General features: G+C 70.5%; 19 protein-coding genes and 1 pseudogene. 12 read left to right on the forward strand and 8 right to left on the reverse strand.

The genetic code is table 11. The features are described 5' to 3' along the window. The first annotated feature begins 14 nt into the window (after nt 1-14). Genes ABD289_RS09625 through ABD289_RS09635 form a run of 3 tightly spaced genes read left to right on the forward strand, consistent with a single transcriptional unit; the run spans nt 15 to nt 3,051 of the window. Nucleotides 15-1,001 (forward strand): Bug family tripartite tricarboxylate transporter substrate binding protein, encoded by a 987-nt coding sequence (locus ABD289_RS09625; protein WP_344128935.1) that lies wholly within the window; start codon nt 15-17, stop codon nt 999-1,001. Then, nucleotides 998-1,531, forward strand: coding sequence for a tripartite tricarboxylate transporter TctB family protein (locus ABD289_RS09630; RefSeq protein ID WP_344128937.1), 534 nt, complete (start codon nt 998-1,000; stop codon nt 1,529-1,531). Before ABD289_RS09625 ends, ABD289_RS09630 begins: the two co-directional genes overlap by 4 nt. 2 nt (nt 1,532-1,533) lie before the next feature. Continuing rightward, a complete protein-coding gene (locus ABD289_RS09635; RefSeq protein ID WP_344128939.1) occupies nt 1,534-3,051 on the forward strand; it encodes a tripartite tricarboxylate transporter permease in 1,518 nt (505 codons plus the stop codon). Nucleotides 3,052-3,117: 66 nt separating this feature from the next. Here the strand turns inward: ABD289_RS09635 and ABD289_RS09640 are convergent. Continuing rightward, a pseudogene (locus ABD289_RS09640) lies at nt 3,118-3,909 on the reverse strand (IS30 family transposase); the annotation flags it as partial. A gap of 349 nt (nt 3,910-4,258) precedes the next feature. Here ABD289_RS09640 and ABD289_RS09645 point away from each other — a divergent pair. Continuing rightward, entirely contained in the window at nt 4,259-5,014 is a 756-nt protein-coding gene (locus ABD289_RS09645) for a MerR family transcriptional regulator (RefSeq protein WP_344128941.1), read from the forward strand. Nucleotides 5,015-5,140: 126 nt separating this feature from the next. Here the strand turns inward: ABD289_RS09645 and ABD289_RS09650 are convergent, their stop codons facing one another. Further along, entirely contained in the window at nt 5,141-7,507 is a 2,367-nt protein-coding gene (locus ABD289_RS09650; protein WP_344128943.1) for a Tex family protein, read from the reverse strand. Nucleotides 7,508-8,376: 869 nt separating this feature from the next. Here ABD289_RS09650 and ABD289_RS09655 point away from each other — a divergent pair. Together ABD289_RS09655 and ABD289_RS09660 are read left to right on the forward strand one after the other, a co-directional pair. Next, the gene (locus ABD289_RS09655) at nt 8,377-9,573 is read left to right on the forward strand and encodes a lysozyme (protein ID WP_344128945.1); all 1,197 of its coding nucleotides are present in this window, start codon (nt 8,377-8,379) and stop codon (nt 9,571-9,573) included. 157 nt (nt 9,574-9,730) lie between these two features. Then, nucleotides 9,731-13,795, forward strand: a complete 4,065-nt coding sequence (locus ABD289_RS09660) for a tetratricopeptide repeat protein (RefSeq protein ID WP_344128948.1) — start codon at nt 9,731-9,733, stop codon at nt 13,793-13,795. 117 nt (nt 13,796-13,912) lie between these two features. Here ABD289_RS09660 and ABD289_RS09665 read toward each other — a convergent pair whose 3' ends face one another. After that, nucleotides 13,913-14,149, reverse strand: a complete 237-nt coding sequence (locus ABD289_RS09665; RefSeq protein WP_344128950.1) for a hypothetical protein — start codon at nt 14,147-14,149, stop codon at nt 13,913-13,915. 300 nt (nt 14,150-14,449) lie between these two features. On the opposite strand from ABD289_RS09665, the gene ABD289_RS09670 reads away from it, so the two are divergent. From ABD289_RS09670 to ABD289_RS09680, 3 genes are read left to right on the forward strand one after another with little or no spacing between them, the layout of a single operon-like run. Further along, nucleotides 14,450-15,610, forward strand: a complete 1,161-nt coding sequence (locus tag ABD289_RS09670; protein WP_344128952.1) for an acetyl-CoA C-acetyltransferase — start codon at nt 14,450-14,452, stop codon at nt 15,608-15,610. Nucleotides 15,611-15,619: 9 nt separating this feature from the next. Next, nucleotides 15,620-16,078 carry a MaoC family dehydratase N-terminal domain-containing protein gene (locus tag ABD289_RS09675; RefSeq protein ID WP_344128954.1) on the forward strand — a complete coding sequence of 153 codons (459 nt, stop codon included), beginning with the start codon at nt 15,620-15,622 and terminating at the stop codon, nt 16,076-16,078. 2 nt (nt 16,079-16,080) lie between these two features. Continuing rightward, a complete protein-coding gene (locus ABD289_RS09680; protein WP_344128956.1) occupies nt 16,081-16,509 on the forward strand; it encodes a MaoC family dehydratase in 429 nt (142 codons plus the stop codon). Nucleotides 16,510-16,769: 260 nt separating this feature from the next. Here the strand turns inward: ABD289_RS09680 and ABD289_RS09685 are convergent, their stop codons facing one another. The 4 genes from ABD289_RS09685 to ABD289_RS09700 are packed head-to-tail and all read right to left on the reverse strand — an operon-like array spanning nt 16,770 to nt 20,777. Next, nucleotides 16,770-17,837: an acyl-CoA dehydrogenase family protein gene (locus tag ABD289_RS09685; protein ID WP_344128958.1), complete on the reverse strand. Its 1,068-nt coding sequence runs from the start codon at nt 17,835-17,837 to the stop codon at nt 16,770-16,772. 13 nt (nt 17,838-17,850) lie between these two features. Next, entirely contained in the window at nt 17,851-18,816 is a 966-nt protein-coding gene (locus ABD289_RS09690) for an acyl-CoA dehydrogenase family protein (protein WP_344128960.1), read from the reverse strand. Continuing rightward, on the reverse strand, nt 18,813-19,928 hold the full coding sequence (locus ABD289_RS09695; protein WP_344128962.1) for an acyl-CoA dehydrogenase family protein: 1,116 nt from the start codon (nt 19,926-19,928) through the stop codon (nt 18,813-18,815). The genes ABD289_RS09690 and ABD289_RS09695 overlap by 4 nt, the downstream gene beginning before the upstream one ends. Nucleotides 19,929-19,931: 3 nt before the next feature. Further along, a complete protein-coding gene (locus ABD289_RS09700) occupies nt 19,932-20,777 on the reverse strand; it encodes an enoyl-CoA hydratase (RefSeq protein ID WP_344128964.1) in 846 nt (281 codons plus the stop codon). A gap of 102 nt (nt 20,778-20,879) precedes the next feature. Here ABD289_RS09700 and ABD289_RS09705 point away from each other — a divergent pair, with 102 nt between their 5' ends. The 3 genes from ABD289_RS09705 to ABD289_RS09715 are packed head-to-tail and all read left to right on the forward strand — an operon-like array spanning nt 20,880 to nt 23,491. Next, complete coding sequence (locus ABD289_RS09705; RefSeq protein ID WP_344128966.1) at nt 20,880-22,052, forward strand: acyl-CoA dehydrogenase family protein; 1,173 nt, start codon at nt 20,880-20,882, stop codon at nt 22,050-22,052. Beyond that, nucleotides 22,049-22,831 carry an SDR family oxidoreductase gene (locus tag ABD289_RS09710; RefSeq protein WP_425564629.1) on the forward strand — a complete coding sequence of 261 codons (783 nt, stop codon included), beginning with the start codon at nt 22,049-22,051 and terminating at the stop codon, nt 22,829-22,831. Before ABD289_RS09705 ends, ABD289_RS09710 begins: the two co-directional genes overlap by 4 nt. 36 nt (nt 22,832-22,867) lie before the next feature. Then, nucleotides 22,868-23,491, forward strand: coding sequence for a TetR/AcrR family transcriptional regulator (locus tag ABD289_RS09715; RefSeq protein ID WP_344128970.1), 624 nt, complete (start codon nt 22,868-22,870; stop codon nt 23,489-23,491). Between the two features lie 329 nt (nt 23,492-23,820). Here ABD289_RS09715 and ABD289_RS09720 read toward each other — a convergent pair whose 3' ends face one another. Further along, nucleotides 23,821-24,870: an NAD(P)H-dependent flavin oxidoreductase gene (locus tag ABD289_RS09720; protein WP_344129215.1), complete on the reverse strand. Its 1,050-nt coding sequence runs from the start codon at nt 24,868-24,870 to the stop codon at nt 23,821-23,823. Nucleotides 24,871-24,874: the final 4 nt, after the last annotated feature.

A 24,874-nucleotide genomic window follows, 5' to 3' on the forward strand; every position in this document is an offset into this window, starting at 1 on the left:
AGGCGGGATTGCCTGTGCGGTTACGCAGTGTGCTGGCGGTCATCTCGGCCGCGCTGCTGGTGCTGCTGGTGCCACCGCTGGTCAGCACCAGCGGCAGCGGTGGTGCCACAGCTCAGATCCAAGGCATGCGGGTGATGGTGCCGAACTCGCCGGGAGGCGGGTACGACATCACCGCCCGAACCGCTGTCAAGGCGATGGACGACGCGAACCTGCAGCGCAACGTCGAGGTGTTCAACCTGCCCGGCGCCGGTGGCACCGTCGGCCTCGGCCGGGTGGTCAACGAGCGCGGCAACGGCAAGCTCGCGATGTCCATGGGCCTGGGCGTGGTCGGCAGCGTCTACACCAACCACTCGCCGGTCTCGCTGGGCGACACCACGCCGATCGCCAGGCTGATCCAGGAGTCCAACGTCGTCGTGGTCGGCAAGGACTCCAAGTACCAAACGCTCGACCAGCTGCTGCGCGACTGGAAGGCCAATCCGGGCGCGGTCCCGGTCGGGGGCGGTTCGTCGCCGGGCGGCCCGGACCACTTGGCCCCGATGCAGATGGCCGAGGCCATCGGCCTGTCGCCGAAGCAGGTCAACTACATCGCCTACGACGGTGGCGGTGAGCTGCTCGCCTCCATCCTCGGCGGCAAGGTCGGGTTCGGCGTGTCGGGCATCGGCGAGTACCGCGACCAGATCGAGTCCGGTGAGCTGCGCGTGCTGGCGGTGACCGGTGCCGAGCGCCTCCCCGGCGTGGACGCGCCGACGCTCAAGGAATCCGGTGTGGACGTCGAGTTCACCAACTGGCGCGGCATCGTCGCGCCGCCCGGGCTGTCCGAGGAGGACCGCAAGAAGCTGGTCGGGCTGTTCCAGCGGATGCACGACACCCCGGAGTGGAAGGAAGCGATGAAGCGCAACGGCTGGGAGGACGCCTTCATGGCGGGCCCGCAGTTCGGCGCCTTCCTCAAGGACCAGAACGACCGGGTGGTCTCCGTGCTCAAGGAATTGGGGCTGGCATGACGCAGACGCAAAGCCCATCGGAAACCGAAGTCAACAAGAAGAGCTGGTTCGCGGGGCGTTCCGAGCTGGGCGTCAGCGCGCTGCTCGCCGCGATCGGCGTGCTGGTGCTCGTCGACACCGCCTCGATGTCGGGCGACTACACCGAGCGCGGCCCGGTCGGTCCGCAGACGGTGCCCACGGTCGTCGGCGTGCTGCTGCTGGTGGTCGCGGCGCTGCTGGCCCGCGACGTGCTGCGCGGCGGTCGCGGCGAGGCCGAGACGGGCGAGGACATCGACCTCTCCGCGCCTAGCGACTGGCGGACGGTCCTGCTGCTGTCGGCGGCGTTCCTGTCCAACGCGGTGCTGATCAAGATCATCGGGTTCCCGCTGTCCGGCATGATCCTGTTCTGGGGCTGCGCCTACGCCCTGGGCAGCCGCAACACCGTCCGCGATCCGCTGGTGGCTGCCGTCCTGTCGGTGGTCACCTACATCGCGTTCAACAACCTGCTCGGTGTCCCCATGCCCGGCGGCCCGCTGATGGGGGTGCTGTAACGATGGATTCTCTTCACCTGCTGCTCGACGGGTTCGCCACCGCGCTGACCCCGACGCACTTGCTGTGGGCGGCGATCGGCGTCCTGCTGGGCACCGCGATCGGCGTGCTGCCGGGCATCGGCCCGGCGATGGCGGTGGCGCTGCTGCTGCCGGTCACCTACGCCCTGGAACCCACGGGCGCGTTCATCATGTTCGCGGGCATCTACTTCGGCGGCATGTTCGGCGGCTCGACCACGTCGATCCTGCTCAACACGCCGGGGGAGAGCGCGGCGGTGGTCGCCGCGATGGAGGGCAACCCGATGGCCCGCAAGGGCCGCGGCGCGCAGGCCCTGGCCTCCGCGGCGATCGGGCACTTCATCGGCGCCCTCGTCGGCCTGACCCTGCTGGTCCTGCTCGCCCCCACGGTCGCCGAGCTGGCCGTGGACATCGGCGCGCCGGACTACCTGGCGATCATGGTGCTCGCCTTCATCGCGGTCACCTCGGTGCTGGGCAAGTCCCGGATCCGCGGTTTCGCGGCGCTGCTGATCGGGCTCACCATCGGCTTGATCGGCCTGGATCAGGTCACCGGCCAGCAGCGCCTGACCTTCGGATCGCTGCACCTGGCGGACGGCATCGACGTGGTCATCGTCGCGGTCGGCCTGTTCGCCATCGGCGAGTCCCTGTGGGTGGCCGCGCACCTGCGCCGCAGCAGCGCCGAGGCGATCCCGGTGGGGCGGCCGTGGCTCGGTGGCCCGGATCTGCGCCGCACCTGGAAGCCGTGGTTGCGCGGTCCGCTGATCGGTTTCCCGTTCGGCGCGATTCCGGCCGGTGGTGCGGAGATTCCCACCTTCCTGTCCTACGTGACCGAACGGAAGCTGTCCAAGAACAAGCAGGACTTCGGCAAGGGCGCCATCGAGGGCGTGGCGGGCCCGGAGGCGGCGGCCAGTGCCTCGGCCGCGGGCACCATGGTCTCGATGCTGACGCTGGGTCTGCCCACCACGGCGGTGACCGCAGTGATGCTCTCCGCCTTCCAGCAGTACGGGATCCCGCCCGGGCCACTGCTCTTCGAGAAGGAAGCGGACCTGGTCTGGACGCTGATCGCGAGCATGTTCATCGGCTCGGTGATGCTGCTGGTGCTCAACCTGCCGCTCGCGCCGGTGTGGGTGCGGCTGCTGCGGATTCCGCGTCCGTACCTGTACGCGGGCATCCTGTTCTTCGCCAGCGTGGGCGCGTTCGCCGTCGGCGGTGAGCCGCTGGACATCCTGCTGCTGTTCCTCATCGGGTTGATCGGCTTCGCCATGCGCCGGTACGGACTTCCGGTGCTGCCCACGATCATCGCGGTCATCCTCGGCCCGACGGCCGAACTCCAGATGCGCCGCGCGCTGCAGCTCAGCGATGGCGACGTGAGCGGCCTGGTCAACACGCCGTTCTCGATCACCGTCTACTGCATCGTGGCGCTGATCCTGGCGTGGCCGCTGATCATGCGGTTGCTGCCGAAGCGGCGGACCGAAGCGTCCGAGGAGGAGAAGGTGGACGCCTGACCCAGGCTCCCCGAGTGGCCCCGGCCGACCCCCGGCGGATTCGAGGGGTCGTCGCAACACAACTGGTCAACTGGCTTGGGTCAGGAGCTTAGCGAAGCGCTCGGCTGGGGTGTCCCAGCCGAGCGCTTCGCGTGGGCGGCCATTGAGTTCGGCGGCGACGGCGTCCAGGTGCTCGGGGGTGTGGGGCGACAGGTCGGTGCCTTTGGGGAAGTACTGGCGGAGCAGGCCGTTGGTGTTCTCGTTCGAGCCGCGCTGCCAGGGGCTTGCCGGGTCGCAGAAGTAGACCGGGATCCCGGTGGCGATGGTGAACGCGTGGTGGCAGGCCATCTCGGTGCCCTGGTCCCAGGTCAGCGACCGCCATAGGTGGGCGGGCAGGTCAGCGACCGCGTCGGTGAGGGCGTCGTGGACCAGCTCGGCGGTACGGCCGTCGGGCAGGTGGATGAGCTTGACGAACCGGGTGGCGCGCTCGACCAGCGTGCCGATCGCCGAGGCGCCGTCCTTGCCGATGATGAGGTCGCCCTCCCAGTGCCCGGGGATGGCGCGATCGGCGGCCTCGGCGGGACGTTCGCTGATCATCACCATCTTGTGGGTGTAGCGCGGCTGACGACGTTGGGCCTGACGGCGCGGTTTGCGCATGACGCGGCCGGTGCGCAGGGCTTTGGCGACCTCTCGCCGTAGCTCACCACGTCCCTGGATGTAGAGGGCCTGGTAGATCGTCTCGTGGACCACGTGCATCTCCGGCTGGTCGGGGAAGTACCGGCGTAGTTGGCCGGCGATCTGCTCGGGGCTGAGCTTGTGGTCCAGGTGGGCCTGGATGACCGGGCGCAGCTGCAGGTTCGTGGTGATCTTGCGTGGCTTGCGTACCCCTGCTTCACAAGATCAAAGTACGCAGCACGCTCACGGTGGAGACCCTTGCGTCCCGGCCCCTTGTCCCGGTCCTTGCGAATCTCGAAGTCCATCGCATCCCCGAAGATCGGGTGTTGCGACGACCACTAGAACCCAAGCCCGTCCGGCCGGGGCCACTTCGCATCGGTCCGGTCGCACCGGATCGGCCGCGGCGAGCAACGGGTTGGTGCGCGGCGGATTCGCCGAGGCACGTTGCGACGTGCGGGTGACCCGGCGGGGCGGATGCCGCCGCGGGCGCTCTTTTCGCTCAGCGCCTTCGTCGCAGCGCAGTTTGCACGCGGTAACTACACTGTGCCGAGTGGTGGAATACCGGATAGACGATCTCGCTCGCACCGCGGGCACCACGGTTCGCAACGTGCGCGTCTACCAGGATCGCGACCTGCTTCCGCCGCCTCGCAAGGAGGGGCGCACGGCGATCTACTCCGATGCGCACCTGACCAGGCTCAAGCTGATCATCAGCATGCTGGAACGCGGGTACGCATTCGCCCAGATCAAGGAGATGATCGGGGCGTGGGAGTCCGGTCGCAGCCTGGGCGAGGTGCTCGGCCTGGAGGAGGAGGTCGCTTCCCGGTCCTGGGCGCAGGACGCGCCGCGCGCGGTATCGGCGGCCGAGCTCGAGGCGAACTTCGGCGATCAGCTGACCGCGAACGTCACCAAGCGGACTCTCGATCTCGGGTTGATCGAACGTCGCGGCCGAGGGTTCGTGGCTCCGCTTCCGGAGCTCTACGAGGCCGCCGTCGAACTCGTCGCGCTCGGCATCCCGCTCGAAGAGGTCCTGGACATCGCCGAGAGCATGCAGGCCAAGGTCGACCACCTCGGTGCGGAGCTCGCTGGCCTGATCAGCGACCACGTGCTCCCGCGCGCCAGCACCGCCGACGAGGCCACGCCGTTCTACGGCGAGGTGATAGACCGGCTGCGCCCGCTGGTGTTCAAGGCGCTCAACTCCGCTGCGATCCGCTCCGCGGACCACTACATCCCGTCGATCATCGGTGCCCGGATGGCCGAGCTGATGTCCGGCCGCCGAGAACGCGAGGCCTCCTCGGCGGGCACGGACTGAACGCTCGGGCGGCACGACCGATCGGGAAGCACGAGGTCGGCCGCTTCCGCTCCGGAACGCGAAAGGACGCCTCCCGGAGCGGACGTGCGCTTGAAGTGGTCCCCGGGAGGCGCCCTTTCGATCAGCTCACTTGCGGTCGAAGCCCGCCTTGCGCAGCGCGTCGGCCATCGACCCGGTGGGCGCCGGACGCTCGCGCCCGCCGCCCCGATTGCCCTGCTTGCCGCCGTTGCGACCGCCGTTGCGGTTGCCAGCGCCACCGCCGCCGTTGCGCTTGCCGCTGCCCTGGCCGCTCGAGTCGCGCTCGGGCTTGCCGCCCGCGCCCGGCTCGTCGTCGAGGCGCAGGGTCAGCGAGATGCGCTTGCGCTGGGTGTCGACGTCGAGCACCTTCACCCGGACGATGTCGCCGGACTTGACCACGTCGTGCGGGTCGTTGACGAAGTTCTTCGACATCGCCGAGACGTGCACCAGGCCGTCCTGGTGCACGCCCACGTCGACGAACGCGCCGAACGCGGCCACGTTGGTCACCACGCCCTCGAGCGTCATGCCCGCCTTCAGGTCGGCGATCTTCTCGACGCCCTCGGCGAAGGTCGCGGTCTTGAACTCCGGCCGCGGGTCGCGGCCCGGCTTGTCCAGCTCGTTGAGGATGTCGGTGACGGTCGGCAGGCCGAACCGCTCGTCGGCGTAGTCCTGCGGCGAGATCTGCTTGAGCAGCTTGCTGTTGCCGATCAGGCCGGTGATCTCGCTTCCGGTGCCGGACAGGATCCGGTGCACCACCGGGTAGGCCTCCGGGTGCACGGCCGAGGCGTCCAGCGGGTCGTCGCCATCCGGGATGCGCAGGAAGCCCGCGCACTGCTCGAAGGCCTTCGGCCCCAGCCGGGCGACGTCCTTGAGCGCCTTGCGGTTGCGGAACGGCCCGTTGGTGTCGCGGTGCACCACGATGTTCTCCGCCACGCTGTCGCTGACACCCGAAACGCGGGTCAGCAGCGGGGCGGAGGCGGTGTTGACGTCGACGCCGACACCGTTCACGCAGTCCTCCACCACCGCGTCCAGCGAACGCGAGAGCTTCGACTCCGACACGTCGTGCTGGTACTGACCGACGCCGATGGACTTCGGGTCGATCTTGACCAGCTCCGCAAGCGGGTCCTGCAGCCGACGAGCGATGGAGACCGCACCGCGCAGCGAGACGTCCATGTCCGGAAGCTCGCGCGAGGCGTACGCGGAGGCCGAGTACACCGAGGCACCGGCCTCGGAGACCGAGACCTTGCGGAGCTTGAGCTCGGGCCGCTTGCCGATGAGCTCGCCGGCGAGCTTGTCGGTCTCGCGGGAAGCGGTGCCGTTGCCGATCGCGATCAGCTCGACGTCGTGCTGCTCGGCCAGCGCCGCCAGCTTCGACTGCGCCTGCTCCCACTTGTTCTGCGGCTGGTGCGGGTAGATGGTGTCGGTGGCCACCACCTTGCCGGTGCCGTCGACGACGGCGACCTTCACGCCGGTGCGATAACCCGGGTCCAGTCCCATGGTGGCGCGGGAGCCCGCCGGTGCCGCGAGCAGCAGATCGCGCAGGTTGGCCGCGAACACGCGCACGGCCTCGTCCTCGGCCTGCTGGCGCAGCCGCAGGCGCAGGTCAACGCTCAACCGCGTCAGGATGCGGGTGCGCCACGCCCAGCGGACCACGCCGGACAGCCAGGAGTCCGCGGGGCGTCCCTGGTCGGAAATCCCGAACTGCTGGGCGATCCGGAGCTCGTACGACGTCGGCCCCTCGACCGGGGTGCCGTCGTCGGGCTCGAGGGACAGCTCCAGCATCTCCTCGTTCTCACCGCGGAACAAGGCGAGAATGCGGTGCGAGGGCAGGCCGGTGAAGGGCTCGGAGAACTCGAAGTAGTCGGCGAACTTCGCGCCGTCCTCCTCCTTGCCCTCGCGGACCTTGGAGACCATCCGGCCGTTGGTCCACACCTGCTCGCGCAGCTCACCGATGAGGTCGGCGTCCTCGGAGAAGCGCTCCACCAGGATCGAACGGGCGCCCTCCAGCGCGGTTTGGGCGTCGGACACGTTCTTCTCGGCGTCCACGTAGCCCTCGGCGGTGGCCTGCGGATCGTTGCTCGGATCCGAAAGCAGCGCGTCCGCGAGGGGTTCGAGGCCCGCCTCGATGGCGATCTGGGCCTTGGTGCGGCGCTTGGGCTTGTACGGGAGGTAGATGTCCTCCAGCCGTGCCTTGGAATCGGCCGCGTTGACCTGCGCCTCGAGCTCGTCGGTGAGCTTGTCCTGGGAGCGGATCGATTCCAGCACCGTGGTGCGTCGTTCCTCGAGCTCGCGCAGGTAGCGCAGTCGTTCCTCGAGCTGCCGCAGCTGGGCGTCGTCGAGAGCCCCGGTCACTTCCTTCCGGTAGCGCGCGATGAACGGCACGGTGGCTCCGCCGTCGAGCAGGTCGACAGCGGACTGCACCTGGCGCTCGCGTACGCCGAGTTCCTCGGCGATCTTCTGATGAACAGTCGTCACGTGGTAGTTCCGCCTTACCTCTGCGATCTTCGCCAGATCCGGACGAGCATTCTGCCCGACCCCGTCACAGCGCAAGACCGGCACCGACCCCGGCGTGTCGGACGCGGCGCTGACGTGACCCTCGTCTCGTGCCGGTGTTGATCTGCACGCGGTCTTCGACAGGCGGGCTGCCGACCTCGGCGACCGCACCGTCATCCCCACCCGGTTCCAGCCCTACGGCCTGCAACCCCGGTCCGGAGTCGTTCGAGGAGTCCGGCCCGCTGGCCGGACGCCTGATCGCGAGCCTCCGCCTCGGCGACCTCGTGCTGCTGGTGCTCAACCTCCCGCCAGTCCGTGCGGGCCGAGCTGCCGACCATCCCTCCTCGCGCCATCTACGCCGGGGTGCTGGTCTTCGCCGACCTTGGGGGCCTGCGAGGCCGGTGGCAGCACGGTCGATCTGCTCGCCCTGTGCGGTCCCGGGGACTCGCGGGACTGGCCGATGCGGGAAGCCGGCATCCCGCTGGCCGAGCAGCAGCTGCGCGGGGCGCTGACGATCTCGGAAGGCGATCCGTCGACCCTGGTCTCCAGCCCGATCGCCGTCGCCCTCCGGGGCGCGGTCGCGGCCGCTCTGGTGTTGTCCGCGGTGGGCCGCTCCGCGGGTCGTTCGCCCGCGACGCCACCTGACGGGCACGCCTTCGAGCAGCACCGCGCTCGGGTGGGGGCTTGCCGAGCGGCTTACCCGCTGTGGTTAGGATTCAACCAGTCACCCATTTGGGTTACCGCGCGTGACGACGCGGTCGGTGGGGCGTGCACGCTTGGTGGGAATCTAGGTAGTCGCCTACGTAAAAACCTCGATGTCGCGGCACTCTCCGTCGCGGAGTGTGGGGCTCGTGAAACCCGAGACCCCCGACGAACCGCGTACCCCCGAAAACGACGATCACGCCGCTTCCCCGAAGCACGCGGCGACCGACAGCGGGTGGCACGCCACCGCACAGCGGGCCGACCAGGCCCTGCGCACCGGTGTGGATCGCGTGCGGCCGGCGATGAACCGCGTGGGCGAATGGCTTCGCCCCGTCCTGCAGCGCCTGATGCAGTGGCTCTCCCCGCTGCTCGAGCGCATCGGGCAGGCACCCGCAGTGCGGCGCCTCCGGGAGAGGGTTGCGCCGCACGTGGCCGCCTTGCAGGACAAGCTCCCCGAGGGAAGCCGCACCCGCTCCATGCAGGTGGGCGCCGGTGTCGCCGCTGTCGGCGTCGTCGGCCTGATCATCGGCGGTGTCGCCACCAGCGGTGGTGAGCAGACCTCCTACGAGGAAGCCGCCATGGCCGCGCCGATGCAGGGAGCCCAGAACGCCGCCCCCGAGCAGCCCGATGCTCCGAAGACCCCGGCCGAGACCAACTCCCCGGCGGAGAACAAGGCCGAGGCCGAGAAGCCGGAGGCCCCCGCTCCGCTGGGACCGCCGGTCGAGGGCATCGACGTGTCCAACCACAACGGCCCGATCGATTGGAACCAGGTCGCCGCTTCCGGCAAGAAGTTCACCTTCGTGCTGGCCAGCGACGGCATCGACTTCACCAGCCCGACCTACGGTGAGCAGTACCACGGCGCCAAGGACGCTGGTCTGATCGCCGGCGCCTACCACTTCGCTCGACCGAGTGATTCCTCCGGCGCGGCCCAGGCCAACCGCTTCCTGGACATCGCCGACTACAAGGACGACGGCAAGACGCTGCCGCCGGTGCTCGACCTCGAGGTCGACCCGAACAGCGGTGGTTGCTACGGCATGAGCGTCGACCAGATGCACCAGTGGACCGACGACTTCAACAACACCGTCGAGGAGCGCACCGGCCAGAAGCCCATCATCTACGCGAACCCCTCCTTCTGGTCGCAGTGCATGGGCGGGACCGACGCCTACCAGGACCACGCCCTGTGGCTGGCCTCCTACGGCGTCGACAACCCCTCGGTTCCGGCCGGCTTCGGCGAGTGGAACTTCTGGCAGTACACCGACAAGGGCTCCGTGCCCGGTATCAGCGGCAGCACCGACCTGAACCAGTTCAAGCAGGGCCAGGCGCGGCTCGAGCAGCTGGCCAGCTGACCTGCCGGTTCTCCGATCCGAGAGCGGGTCGTCCGCGATGGCGGGCGGCCCGCTCTTTCGCGCGTGCGGGCGAAAGGCGCTTGCGGCTCGACCACGACGATCGAAAGGGAGATATTCTCGCCCCCGTTCGGCGATCACCAGATCGAAAGGCGCGGCAATGTCACGGTGGGAGAAGCGCATCACCCAGGCACGCCAGCTGCTGCTCGACGGTGATCAAGAAGGCGCGGAGCAGGAATTACGCACCGTCTTCCGGAAAGGCGACCTGGAGCCGTCCGCGCAGGCCGGGCTGCAGCTCGCGGCGATGCTGGCCGAACGCGACGAGCTCACCGAGGCCCGCGAGATCTACCAGCGCGTCGTCGACACCGAGCAGCCCGGGCAGGCGCAGTCGGCCGCCATAGCGCTGGGCAACCTCCTGCTGGAGGCCGAGGAGCTGGCGACCGCGCAGGTGCTGCTGCGGATGGCCGCGGAAGGTCCCGAACTCGATGAAGCGGGCCGCGCCGAGGTGCTGCTCGCCCAGGTGCTGAGCGAGCGCGGGGACGGCGCGGGTGCGCGCGAGGCCCGCAGCCGGGCACTGTCCTCCGGTGATCCGGGAGTCGTCGAGGCCGCTCAGCAGCTGAGCCTGCCACCGGACCGCTCCGAGGGCGCCGAATACCTGCAGATCGCGTATCAGCGAGCCCTGGCGATGCTCGAGCAGGGCCGCGACCACGACGCGGAGCCGATCCTGCGCAGGCTGCTCGACAGCGGCCACCCGCACTACGGTTCGCTGGGGGCGGCCAAGCTCTACGCGCTGCACGCCGACGACACGGCCGTCGCGCACGAGCTCGCCGACAAGATCATCACGCTGGCGCACCCCGAGCACCTCGCGTGGGGGCACATGCTGCTCGGCGGCGTGCTCGAGGACCTCGACGACCCCTCGGGAGCGGCGGAGGCCTACGAGCGCGCCGCGCAGGACCCGCGCCCGAAGGTGCGGCTGCACGCGCTGATCCGGATGGCCATGCAGCTGGGGCGGCTCGACGGCAGCCCGCAGCGCGCCCGGCAGGTGCTGCGGGAGGTCATCGACACCCGCCACCCGCGCTACGGGGTGGAAGCGCTCGGTGTGCTGGCCGAACTGCAGCGCGACGCCGGTGAGATCGAGGCCGCCATCGAGACCTTCGGACGGGTGGTGGACTCCGGGCACCCGGACAAGGCGCCGCTGGCCGCCTACCACCTCGGCGTGCTCCGCTACGACCGGGACGATCCGGAGAGGGCCGCCGAGGCGTTCCGGCAGGCCGCGCAGGCGCCGGACACCAACGTCGCGCACCAGGCCGAGCTCGCGCTATCGATGATGGACCCGGAGCAGCAGAGCATGGTCGACACCGACCGAGCACCCGCCGTTGAGGTCGCTGCTGAGGTCGACCCCGCGGAGTCCGCTCCGGAGGCCGAGCCCGCGGAGTCGTTGCGCCGGGCCCGCAAGGCCGCCGCTTCCGCCGATGTGGAGAGCGCGCGCACCGGTTACCTGAAGTTGCTCGAGTCGGAACTGGCCGCGACCGCTCGGATTTCGCTGGGCCTGGCCGAAGCCGCGCTCGGGGACCTCGCCCGGGCGCGCCGGTTGCTGCGCGAGGCGGCGGGCGCCGACGGCTCCGCACAGGCGCGCTACGCGGCCTTCCTGGACGCCGTCTGCGACGAACCGGCGGCGCGCACGGTGCTTCCCGTCCTGCTGCGGGTGGAGGCCGGTGAGTCCGTGGTGGATCCGCACGAGCTCGTCGCGGTGGGCGCCGCCGAGTTCACCGGCGAGGCATCCGTGGAGGCGCTGACCGGGCTGGCGGAGTCGGAGAACCCGCTGGTCTGGTCGATGTCCAGCACCGTGCTCGCCGATCAGCTGATCCGCCGCGAACAGCCCGGCGACGCCCGGCCGCTGCTGCAGCGGGTGCTCGCCGACGGGCACCCGGCACCCCGCCCGTGGGCGGCCATCGCGCTCGGTGAACTGCTGATGGAACGCGGTGAGCTCGACGGCACCGTCTCCGCGTTCGAGACCGCGCTGGGCAGCGGGCATCCGGTGCTCGTGGGCGATGCCTTCGACAGGCTGGCGCTGATCTACCGCACGTTCGAACGCCGCGAGGAGCTGCTGGACCTCTACCGGCGCACCGCCGCGGGCGGGCACCCCGAGGTCGGGCCGCGCGCGGCGTTCCTGCTGGGCGAGGAGATGGTCGGCTCCGGCGAACTGGACTCCGCGCTCGACCTGTTCACCCGCGCCGCGGGATCGACCTCCTCCGCCGGTTCGGTCGCGGTGTTCGGGATGCGCGCGATCCGCCAGGATCTCGAATCGGCCCGGGAGACCTTCCTCGCGCTGGCCGACGGTCAGGAGCAGCACCGCAGCGCCACCCGGCTGTGCCTGGACCTGGCGCACCGCTACGTGGATCGCGGGGTCACCACGTTCACCGAGTGGGCGCTGCGCCTGGTCGGTGAGTCCGGGCACCCCGACATGCGCCAGCAGGGCTGGTTGTACCTGGGCGCGCTGCACAGCGAGCGCGGCGACACCGAGACCGCCGTGTCCGCCTGGGAACGGGCGGCCGACGGTACCGACCGGGAGGAGGCGGCGGTCGCCAAGGCGAGCATCGCCGATCTCGTCGCGAGCACCGGCGACACCGACCGGGCGGTGGCGCTGCTGGAGGAGGTCGCCGCGGCCGACGTGCGCAACTCCGCCGAGGCGGCCCGGCGGCTCGCCGAGCTGCGCGCGGACGAATCGCGGAGCGTCCCGCCGCCGCGCAGCGCGAACGGCACCGCACCGCAGGAAGGCGAGTTCGACGGCGAGCGGGCCGAGCGGCTGCTGCGCGAGGGCGACGCCGAGGCGGCCAAGGACGTGATCAGCGCGCAGTACGACTCGGACCTGCTCGCCGAGTTCTGGCTCGCCGCGCGCACCGACGTGACCGCCGCGGCGCGGCTGCTCGACGAGGCCGGTGACGAGGACAAGCGGAACTGCTCCGAACTGGCCCTCGAACTCGGCAGGCGGCAGGCCGCCGCAGGCGGGTACGAGGCGCTCGCGCGGCTGCGCCTGGTCGTCGATCGCGGACATCCGGAAGCCGTGCCGAAGGCGCACATCGCGCTCGGCAAGTACGCCGAGCAGCGCGGCGAGAACGCGATGGCGCTGAGCTGGTACCGGCGCGCGATCCACGCCGACGAACCGGCCGCGGTCGCCCGCGCGGGCGTGCTCATGTCGCAGTTGCTGGCCCGGCTCCACGACCTGCACGGCGCGATCTCCATCGCCCGCCACTCGCACGTCGAGGGCACCGGATCGGCGGGCCTGGAGGCCGGAGTCCTGCTCGGGCACCTCCAGCACCTCGCGGGAGAACCGGAGGAGGCCCGGCGCACCTGGGACGAGGCCGAGCAGTCGGCCGATTCCGCCGAGCAGTTCGGCACCGCCCTGCACCGCCGCATCCGCGTCGTCGGGGAGACCTCGGCCGAGGCGGCCGACATGCTCCAGCGCGCCGCGGAATCCAGCGACCCGGCCACCGCGGCCATCGCGCTCCGGTGGCTCGCCGACCGCGCGAGCGATCCGTCCGAGGCCGTGCGGTACTTGCAGGACGCCGCGCGCAAGGACGTGCCCGAGGATTCCGAGGCCGCTCGCGGCCGGCTGGCCGAACTCCTGCTGGAGCAGGGCGATTCCGAGGCCGCCGAGAACCAGTTCGAGCGGGTGCGCCGCAGCTCGGAACCGAAGGTGGCCGCGCGCGGCGAGTTCGGGCTCGGTCTGATCCGCTACGAGTCCGGCGATCTGCCCGGTGCCGTCACGGCGTTCGTCCAGGCAGCCGGGCACGCCCCGGAGGAGGACCTGGGCGAGGACGCGCTGAACAACGTGCGCGTGGTGCTCGACGATCAGCGCGGCAGCGGCGACCACCAGGGAGCTGCCGACACCTTGCGCCGGATGGCCGAGGTCGTCCCGGACGATCACGTCGCGGAGTGGGCGCAGGAGGCAGGCGACGAACTGCTGGGCGAGGGAGACCCGGACTCGGCACTGGTCTACCTGCGGTGCGCGGTGGAGATCGGTGCGCCCGACCCGGCTCCGGAAGCGGTGCTCGCGCTGGGCACGGCGCTGCAGCGGCGCGGTGATGTCTCCGGAGCTCGGCAGGCGTACCAACGGGTGCTGGGCAGTGCCGAGGAGCGTCTGGTGGCCGTGGCCAACGACCGGCTCAACGAGCTTCCCTCGGGGGAGAACGTCTTCAGCGGTGGGGAACGCCGACTGGGCTGATCTGCGCTGAGATCCGGCATTGCTCGGTGGCTGGCGGCGAAACCTCGTGCGGTTCGGCGGATTCCGCGCCCCGTTGCGGGCCCCGGATGGGAAGCGCACCCGGTCCCGCGACAGCGGCTAGGCCCGGATCAGCGGCTCCGGTAGGGCCAGGACCTCGTCGAGGACCTGGTAGACGTCGCCGATGGTGCGCCAGAACGCCCCACCGGCCTCGGTGCTGATCTCGCCGCGCCTGGGCACTCGTGCCGCGCGGACGTTGTCCTCCGCGATGAGCTCCACGACGTCGATGATGTCGCCCTTGGGGCGGACGTAGATCAGCGCTTCCAGTTCCCCCGCGGTGTCGCGGACGGGAGGCATGAGTTGGAAGCCGCGAACCATCAGCTGACGTAGTCTCGCACTTGCGTCGGGTTGGGATTCATCCGACGAGAGCATTGCCGCCCCCAGTGTTTTCTCCGGTTCTACCGTCTGCCCGTGCGTCTGCACGTGCAGATGGAGCAGCGTAACACAGCGGAGAGCAACCAGTCGATCACGGAACGTGATTACAGCTGGAGTTCGCACAGCGAACGATGTGACCAAACGCTTGCTTGTTTTTTCCGTGCCGGGCTAACCTCTTCCCGACTTCCCGCGCAGGCGGGTCGCCGGTGAGAGGAGCCGCGAATGGCCGAGGCGTACATCATCGACGCAGCGCGAACAGCGGTCGGCAAGCGCGGTGGCGGTCTCAGCGGCGTGCACCCGGCCGACCTGTCCGCCCACGTGCTGCGGAATCTGGTAGCGCGCAGCGGAATCGACCCGGCGGCCGTGGACGACGTGGTGTGGGGTTGCGTCGACACGGTCGGGGCGCAGGCGGGCAACATCGGGCGCACCGGGTGGTTGGCCGCGGGATATCCCGAGCACGTTCCCGGGGTCACGGTGGACCGGCAGTGCGGTTCCTCGCAGCAGGCCGTGCACTTCGCCGCGCAGGCGGTCATGGCAGGGGTGAACGACCTGGTGATCGCCGGTGGCGTGCAGAACATGAGCGCGATCCCGATCGGAAGCGCCCTGCTGGGTTCCGAGCAGCTCGGTTTCCCGGTCGCCTACGGGCCGAACTCGGGTTCTCGGGGCTGGCAGCAGCGCTACGGGGACGAGGTCGTCACCCAGTTCCGCGGGGCCGAGCTGATCGCGGAGAAGTGGGGGATCTCGCGGGCGGACATGGAGGCCTTCGCGCTGCGCAGTCACCAACGCGCCGTCGCGGCCGTCGATTCCGGCCGCTTCGCGGACGAGATCGCCCCGCTGCAGGGCGTTTCGCAGGACGAGGGACCTCGGCGCGACACCAGCGCGGACAAGCTCGCCGGGCTGCAGCCGCTGAGCCCGGACGGCAGGCTCACCGCCGGGCTGGCCAGTCAGATCTCGGACGGTTCGGCGGCGTTGCTGCTGGCCTCGGAGCGCGCGGTGCGCGAGCACGGGCTGCGGCCGCGGGCGCGCGTGCGGCACATGAGCGTGCGCGGGGACGACCCGGTCTTCATGCTCAGCGCACCGATTCCGGCCACGCGGCAGGCGCTTTCGAAGGCGGGCCTGAGCACCTCGGACATCGACGTGGTGGAGATCAACGAGGCCTTCGCCAGCGTGGTGCTGGCCTGGCAGTCCGAGATCGACATCGACCCGGATCGAGTGAATCCCAACGGCGGCGCGATCGCCCTCGGTCATCCGCTCGGAGCCACCGGCGCGCGGCTGATGACCTCGATGCTGGGCGAACTCGAGCGCACCGGTGGCCGCTACGGGCTGCAGACCATGTGCGAAGGCGGCGGCACCGCCAACGTGACCATCATCGAGCGACTGTAGGGAGCTGGTGTGATCAATCGGGACTACGTGGGCTTCGAGTTCCACTCCGACGAGGTATACGAGGTCACCCGGGGCAAGATCCGCGAGTTCGCCGACGCGATCGGCGATCCCAACCCCGCCTATCGGGATCCGGCCGCGGCCGGGGAGCTCGGTCATCCGGACGTGATCGCGCCGCCGACGTTCGCGATCGTGGCCACCGGCGCCGCGTCCTCGGCGAACCCGATCCTGCGGCCGGACTTCGGGCTCAACTACCGGATGGTGGTGCACGGCGAGCAGCGGTTCGCCTACCGCCGCCCGATCCGGGCCGGGGACGTGCTGCGCTCGACCGGCCGGATCGCCGAGATCCGCGACGCGGGGCGCAACGAGCTCGTGCGCATCGAGACCGACATCGACGACGCCGACGGCGAACGGGTCGGGACCGCCACCAACGTCATCATCTCGCGAGGCACCGCAGCAGGGCAGGAGTGAACATGGCCGCCACCGTGCGATACGACGAGGTCGAGGTCGGTACGACGATCGGACCGCAGCGCTATCCCATCCAGCGCCTCACCCTGGTGCGCTACTGCGGCGCCTCCGGCGACTTCAACAGCATCCATTGGAACGAGCGCATCGCCAAGGCCGCCGGACTGCCCGACGTCATCGCCCACGGCATGCTGACGATGGCCGAGGCGGCGCGGCTGGTGACCGACTGGCTGGGTGATCCGGGGGCCCTGGTCGACTACGGCGTGCGCTTCGCCAAACCCGTGGTCGTGCCGGACGACGACACCGGTGTGGAGGTCGAGGTCTCCGGCGAGCTGACCGAGAAGCTCGACGGGAATCGGGCCGTCATCGCCCTCGCGGCGACCGTCGACGGAGCCGAGGTCCTGGCCAAGGCCGAGGCCACCGTCCAGTTGCCCTGAGATCCCGCGCTCCGCGGGGATGTTTCAGTTCGGGGTTTGCGCGGCGGAACCTCGGACGCCGCCGGGCTGCGGGATCCGCGGCTCGAGCAGCGGCCTGCGCGGCGCTGCGGCCGTCCTCGCCCGGCGACTCCGAGAATCCGCTGGGGTTCCGGCTGGGCCCCACACCGCATCACCGCCACATTCTGCAAGGACCCAGCAGCCGTCCTGCGGGCCGCTCGCGGCTCCCGCAGGACGGCTGTCGTGCTGCGCCGGGCGAGGGCTCACCCCAGCAGTGCCGCCCGGTGGTGCGACGGCGTCCCGAACAGCTGCGCGTTCGCGTGCGCGCGCTTGAGGTGCAGGTGCGCTTCGTGCTCCCAGGTGATGCCGATGCCGCCGTGCAGCTGGATGCCCTCGGCGGCAACCGCCTGGTAGCACTCGGTGCAGGCCGACTTCGCCATCGCGGTCAGCTCGGGGGCGCGCTCGTCCCGAGCGGCCACCGCCCACGAAGCCGCGTGCGACAGCGAACGAGCGGCCTCGACGTCGACGTGGCGATCGGCGAGACGGTGCTTGAGCGCCTGGAACGATCCGATCGGACGACCGAACTGCGTGCGCACCTTCGCGTACTCCACCGTCTCGTGCAGCCATCGCTGCGCGGCTCCGACGGACTCGACGGCCACCGCGGCCGCCGCCACCTCCAGCACCCGGTGCACGTCCGGCCGGCCCAGCCAGGTGCCAGGGGTGTCGTCGAGCTCGACCCGGGCGGGCTGCCTGGTCGGATCCAGGGGCGTGGTGGCCACCACCGACCCCGGATCGACCGCGAACAGCGCGGGACCGTCGTCGGTGGTGGCGATGACGAGAACGGTGTCGGCCCGCGAGCCGTCCAGCACGTGGACCTTGCGTCCGGTCAGCCACCACCGGCCGTTCACGAGCGCTGCCGCGGTGGTGAAATCGTCCGTGCGCCAGCCGATCCCGGGTTCGGCCCACGCCAGAGACGCGATTTTCTCGCCGCGCGCCAGCGGCGGGAGCAGCCGCGCGCACTCCGGATCGTTGCCGGTCGTCTGCAACGCCTCGGCCGCGATCAGGCCGCCGAGGTAGGGGACGCGGGCAAGCCCGCGCCCCAGCTCCTCGACCACGATCAGCGCCTCGAGCAGGCTGAACCCGTCGCCCCCGTAGGCCTCCGGGACCGCGAGCCCGCAGACGCCCACCTGGCCGGACAGCTGCGACCACAGGTCCTCGTCGAACCCGGGACCGTCCGCGGGCTCGCGGATGGTCGGCCCTCCGTTGCGCTCCACCGCCGTGCGCACGACGTCGCGGAGCGCCTCCTGCTCCTCGGTGAACGCGAACCGCATGCGACCTCCAGGTTCAGCTCGTGCCGATCGGGGCATCGGGATTCAGGACCTGGGCGAGCCGATCCCGGTGCCATGCCGGAGTTCCCCACGACTGGCGCAGCGCGGTGATCTTGGTGAGGAAGCGGTGCAGCTCGTGCTCGGCGGTGTAGCCGATGGCGCCGTGCAGCTGCAGCGCCGTGCGGGCCGCGCGGTGCGCCGAGTCGGCCGCGGTCAACTTGGCCGCGGAGGTGTCCCGGGAACCTTGCGGGCCGCGCACCGACAGCGCCGCCGCGCGCACCAGCGGACGGGCGAACTCGAGGTGCAGCAGCGCATCGGCCAGGTGGTGCTTGACGGCCTGGAACTCGCCGACCGGACGTCCGAACTGGTGGCGCTGCTTGACGTGCTCGGTGGCCAGGTCGAGCGCCCGGCGGCCCATGCCGAGCAGGTAGGCGGAGCAGCCGAGCACGGCCAGGTCGAAGGCCTGCTCGAACGGCGCGCTCGGAACGGTCTCCGAACCGGTGTGCTCGACCTCGAACAACCGCCGCGCCGGATCGAAGGACTCCTTGCGGTGCAGCGAGATCCCGGTCAGCCGACGCGGACCACCGGGACCGCAGTCGTAGACCGCCCCGGCCTGGTCGGCGTCCAGCGCGTAGGGCAGGACCTGCGGGATCAGCGCCGTGCCCACTTCGGAGCCGTCGAAGCCGGGCAACAGGGCGGGCAGCAGCGCCAGCGACTCGATCACCGGTCCCGGCAGGCCGGCGTAGCCGCACTCCTGCAGCACCACCGTCAGCTCCACCGGCCCGAGCCCGAGACCGCCGCGCTCGGCGGGCACGGTCAGCCCGGTGACGCCGAGCTCGCCCAGTTCGCCCCACAGCTTCCGCCATCGCGCGGGATCGCGCGCGGCCCACTCCCGCGCGATCGCGGGCACGTCGGCCCGCGCCAGCACGTCGCGCAGCGTTTCGGCCATGTCCTGCTGTTCGGTATCCAGCACGAATCTCATCGCGACCCCCTGGGCAGTCCGAGCACGCGTTCGGCGGCGATGTTGCGCTGGATCTCGTTGGTGCCCGCGTAGATCGGGCCCGCCAGCGAGAAGAGGTATCCCTCGGCCCAATCCGAGGTCTCGGCATCCGGTCCGAGCAGTTCCCAAGCGGTTTCGTGCATCGAGACGTCCAATTCGGACCAGAAGAGCTTGTTCAGGCTCGCCTCGGCTCCCAAGCCACCGCCGTCGAGGATCTTGGTCACCGTCTCGAAGGTCGCCAGCCGGTAGGCCTGCGCGGCGATCCAGGAGTCGACCACCCGCGAGTCCGCCAACGCCCCGGGGACCTCGGCGAGCCTGCGCGCGGTGGCCAGGAATCGTCCGGGGCTGCGCAGCGTCAGGCCCCGCTCGTTGCTCGCGGTGCTCATCGCCACCCGCCAGCCATCGCCGACCCCGCCGAGCACGTCGGAGTCCGGCACGAACACCTCGTCCAGGAACAGCTCGGCGAAGGCGGGCTTGCCGTCGATCCGCGGGATCGGGCGCACCGTGACTCCGGGTGCGTCCAGCGGGAACAGGAAGTAGGTCAGGCACCGGTGCCGCTGGGCCTCCGGGTCGGTGCGGAACAGTCCGAAGGCCATGTCCGCGAACGCCGCTCGCGAGCTCCAGGTCTTCTGCCCGCTGAGCGCCCATCCGCCGTCGACGCGTCGGGCGGTCGAGCGCAGGCTCGCCAGATCGCTGCCCGCTTCCGGTTCGGACCAGGCCTGGGCCCAGATGTCGGTGCCCGCCGCCATCCGCGGCAGGTACCGCTGCTGCTGTTCGGCGGTGCCGTGCTCGAAGAGCGTGGGAGCCAGCAGGAAGATGCCGTTCTGGCTGACCCGTCCGGGGGCTCCGGCGGCGTAGTACTCCTCCTCGAACAGCACCCACTGCAGCAGCGAGGCCGCGCGGCCGCCGAACTCCGCGGGCCAGGACACCACCGACAACCGGTCGGCCGCCAGCGTGGCCTCCCACTGCCGGTGGGCGGCGAAGCCCTCCTCGGTCTCCAGCGACGGCAGCGGCTCGGCGGGTACGTGCTCGTGCAGCCAGGCCCGCACCTCGTCGCGAAAGTCCAGGTCTTGCTGCGGGATCGAGAGATCCATGGCCTACTCCTGGTTGCCGTTCTTCATGCTGCGCGCGTTCATCCCGGCCAGCGAGTCGCTGCCGACCTCGGCGTTGTGCGCGTGCGCGAGGTGGTGCAGCCCGAACGCCGCGTCCATGCCCGAGCGCATGCCCATCTGGTCCTCGGCCTGGTTGATCGCCTGCTTGGCCAGCGACAGCCCGAACTTCGGCATCGCGGCGACGTCCTCGGCCAGCGCCGTCGTGGCGTCGCCCAGTCCGGCGGCGGGCACCACCCGGTTGACCATGCCGACCTCGTAGGCGCGCTGCGCGCCGATCCGCTTGCCGGTGAACAAGAACTCCCGCGCCATGCGCGGTCCCAGCACCCAGGGGTGCGCGAAGTACTCCACGCCCGGAATGCCCATCCGCAGCACGGGATCGGCGAAGAAGGCGTCCTCGGCGGCCACGATCAGATCGCACACCCACGCCAGCATCAGCCCGCCCGCTACGCAGGCGCCCTGCACCGAGGCGACCATCGGTTTGGGCATCTCCCGCCATCGGCGGCACATGCCCAGGTAGACCTCCGACTCCCTGGCGAAGCGCGATTCACCGCCCTCGTGCGCGGTGTGATCCCACCAGAGCCCGGCCCGGCGCGGATAGCTGACGTCGACGTCGCGTTCCGGGGAGCCGATGTCGTGCCCGGCGGAGAAGTGCTCGCCCTCGCCTGCGAGCACGATCACCTTGATCTCGTCGTCGGCGCAGGCCCGGTAGAACGCGTCGTCGAGCGCGTAGGTCATCGCCGAGTTCTGCGCGTTGCGGTATTCGGGCCGGTTCATGGTGACCACGGCGATCTGACCGCGACGTTCGTACCGGACCGGCTGCTCTGCTGCCATCGGGCGCTCCTCGCTGACCGTGCGGTTTCGGCATGACGAGGTTAGCCGAACAAGCAAGTGCTTGGTAGAGTCAACGTCCTCTGGACCGCGGGAGGAGGCGTTGTGGACCTCACCGACAGCGCTGCGGAGGCGGCTTTTCGCGCCGAAGTGCGGCAATGGCTGAGCGATCACCTGACCGGGGAGTTCGCGCAGGCCCGAGGTTTGGGTGGGCCCGGTAGCGAGCACGAGGGCTTCGACGTGCGGCTGGCCTGGGACCGGCTGCTGGCCGAGCACGGGTGGACCTGCCTGGGGTGGCCCGCGGAGTTCGGCGGCCGGGAGGCGGGGATCGGCGAACAGATCATCTTCCACGAGGAGTACGCCCGCGCACGAGCTCCGGTGCGGGTCGGCCACATCGGGGAGGAACTGCTCGGGCCGACGCTGATGGCCTTCGGCAGCGACGAGCAGCAGCGCCGCTTCCTGCCCGAGATCGCCGGGGTTCGGGAGCTCTGGTGCCAGGGCTATTCCGAGCCGGGAGCCGGATCCGACCTGGCGGGGGTGTCGACCACCGCGCGGCTCGAGGGCGGCAAGTGGGTGATCAACGGGCAGAAGGTGTGGACCTCGCTGGCGCACGTGGCCGACTGGTGCTTCGTGCTGGCGCGCACCGACCCGGACAGCACCCGCCACGCCGGCCTGTCCTACCTGCTGGTGCCGATGGACCAGACAGGAGTTCGCACCCGGCCGATCTTGCAGCTGACCGGCACCTCGGAGTTCAACGAGGTGTTCTTCGACGACGCCGTCACCGACGCGGGCAACGTCGTCGGGGCGGTGGGCGAGGGGTGGAAGGTCGCGATGGGCACGCTCGGCTTCGAGCGCGGCATCGGCACCGTGGATCAGCAGGTCACCTTCCGCCGCGAACTCGCCGAGATCACCGAGCGGGCGCGCGCCAACGGCGCGATCGACGACCCGCTGGTGCGCGACCGCATCGCGCGCGCCTGGACGGAACTGGAAGCACTGCGCTGCACCGTGTTCCGCACGCTGGGGCGGGACGGGCCGCCTGGCCCGGAGGCCTCGGTGGTGAAGCTGCTGTGGTCGACGTTCCACCGCGGCCTCGGCGAGCTCGCGATGGAGGTGGCCGGGCCGGACGGGCTGACGGCGCGCGGTGAACCGTACGATCTCGACGCCGCGCAGCGGCTGTTCCTGTTCACCCGCGCGGACACGATCTACGGCGGTTCCAACGAGATCCAGCGCAACATCATCGCCGAGCGGGTGCTCGGCCTGCCCCGCGAGCCACGATGAAGGAGAACCCCTTGGTGCAGGAACCGCAGCCGCACGGATTGCTCGACGGCAAGACCGCGGTGGTCACCGCCGCGGCGGGCAGCGGGATCGGCTCCGCGGCCGCCCGCCGGATGCTCGCCGAGGGCGCCAGGGTGGTCATCAGCGATCGCCACGAACGCCGGCTGGCCGAAACCCGCGCCGAACTCGCCGAGCTCGGGGAGGTCGTCGCGGTGCCCTGCGACGTCACCGATGACGAGCAGGTGCGGGACATGCTGGAGACCGCCACCGCCGAGTTCGGTCAGGTCGATGTGGTGGTCAACAACGCCGGTCTCGGTGGTACCGCGTCGATCCTGGAGATGACCGACGAGCAGTGGAGCAAGGTCGTCGACATCACCCTGGGCGGGACGTTCCGCTGCACCCGCGCGGCGACGCAGCTGTTCCAGCGGCAGGGCAACCCGGGCGTGATCGTGAACAACGCCTCGGTCGTCGGCTGGCGCGCTCAGGCCGGGCAGGCCCACTACGCGGCTGCCAAGGCGGGCGTGATGGCGCTGACCAGGTGCGCGGCCATGGACGCGGCGCACCTGGGGGTGCGGATCAATGCGGTCGCGCCCAGCCTGGTGATGCACGACAACCTCGCCAAGGTCACCTCCGAGGAGATGTTGTCCCGGCTCACCGAGCGGGAGGCCTTCGGCCGCTCGGCCGAGCCGTGGGAAGTGGCCAACGTGATCGTGTTCCTGTCCTCGGACTACTCGACCTACCTCACCGGCGAGGTCGTCTCGGTCAGCAACCAGCACCCGTGAGCAGCGCCTCCGGTGCTGCTCTGAGAGGATGACCTCGTGGTTTCGAGCAAGCGCTTGTCCGCCCGCACGCGGGAGTCCGGTTCCGAACGTCGTGCCGAACTGCTGGCCATCGCCGCCGAGCTGTTCGCCACCCGGGGTTTTCTGGCCACCACGGTGCGCGACATCGCCGATGCGGCGGGCATTCTCTCCGGCAGCCTCTACCACCACTTCGATTCCAAGGAATCCATGGTGGACGAGATCCTGCGCGAGTTCCTGGACGATCAGCGCCGCACCAACGAGCGGGTCGTGCGCGAGGCCGCCGATCCCCGCTCGGCGATCACCGAGCTGATCCGGCAGGCCTTCGGCGCGTTGCTGCGCCACCCGGCGGCGATCGCCATCTTCCAGAACGAGTCGAAGCACCTCGCGCAGTTCGACCGCTTCGACTACCTGCCGACCGTCGCGGACGAGTTCGAGGACACCTGGATCGAAGCGCTGCACGCGGGGCAGCAGGCCGGTGTCTTCCGCGAAGACCTGGACCTCAAGCTCACCTACCGCTTCATCAGGGACACCGTCTGGACCGCGGTCCACTGGTACGACCCCCAGGGCAAGCACTCCCCGCAAGCCATAGCCGAGCAGTACATCACCATCCTCTGCAACGGCATCGTCAGCCCGGAAGAGTAGTGACAGTTCTGCCTGAGGAGATGTGCCGTTTGCCGTGTGCGTGGCGGTGCGGGTGGCGGAACCTGACGCGCCGCGTGGCTGCGGAATCCGCCCCTCGAGCAGCGGCCTACGCGGCGTCGCGGCTGTCCTCGCCACACGGCGCGTCAGAACCCGCGGCGGCGCGGGTTGAGGCCCGCACCTGAAACAGCGGCTGCCGCCGCATACTGCAAGGACCCCTAAAATTTCGAGCGGTGCGTGCCCGAAATGTCCGGACAGTTTTAGGCAAAACTGTCACGGCGTCGCTCGGTCGCACCGTCCGTGCCGATTGAGCCGCGAGCCGGAACAGCTGCTCAGGTGAGGTGGTGAACCCTGCCCAGGGTGCGGGTGGCTTCGGTGATGATCCCGTCGATGAGTTGTTCGCAGCTGGGGAGTTCGTCGATCATGCCGACCACCTGGCCAGCCGGGAGAACGCCGGCCTCCGGGCGGCCGTCGACCAGCGCGCGCTTGATCAGCATCGGCGTGTTGGCCGCCAGCAGGACCCGGTGCAGCGGCAGGTCTTGAGCCTTGCGGGTGGCCAGGCCGTCGGTGATCAGCTCGCGCCAGGTCATGCCGGTCATCGATTTGAACTCCACCGCTCGCCGCAGGGCGTCCGGCAGCCGGCGCAGGACTCCGCCGCGCTCGGCCGCGTCGGTCAGCGGGGTCCGCAGCATCCGATGCGGTAGGCCATCGACCTTGCTGGTCACGACCGTGCCGGACACCGATGCGTCCAAGTAGGACCGCTTGACCTCGTCCGGCACCCTGCTGTCCGAGGTGAGCAGGAAGCGGGTGCCCATGGCCACCCCGGCCGCGCCGTAGCACAGCGCGGCGGCCAGCCCGCGGCCGTCGTAGAAACCGCCCGCGGCGATGACCGGGACGTCCACGGCGTCGACCACCTGCGGGATCAGCAGCGTCGTGGCGACCGGGCCGGTGTGCCCGCCGCCCTCGCCGCCCTGCACCAGCACCGCGTCGGCGCCCCAGGAGGCGACCTTCTCCGCGTGCCGCCGCGCACCGACCGACGGGACGACCACGACACCCGCGTCCTTGAGCTTGCCGATCAGCCGCTGGGACGGCGCCAATGCGAAGGACGCGACTCGGACTCCCTCCCGGATGAGCAGTTCCACCCGCTGCTCGGCGTCGCCGGCATCGGCGCGCAGGTTGACGCCGAAGGGCCGGTCGGTGCGTTCCTTGACTTCGCGCACCGCGGATTCCAGCTGTTCGAGGGTCATCGTCGCCGAGGCCAGCACGCCCAGACCGCCCGCCTCTGCGGTCGCCGACACCAGGCTCGGGCCCGCGACCCATCCCATTCCCGTCTGCACGACCGGATGGCGCACCCCGGCCAGGTCGCACAGCGGGGTGCGCAGCCGC

This window comes from Saccharopolyspora halophila, assembly GCF_039531955.1.
Taxonomy (GTDB): domain Bacteria; phylum Actinomycetota; class Actinomycetes; order Mycobacteriales; family Pseudonocardiaceae; genus Saccharopolyspora; species Saccharopolyspora halophila.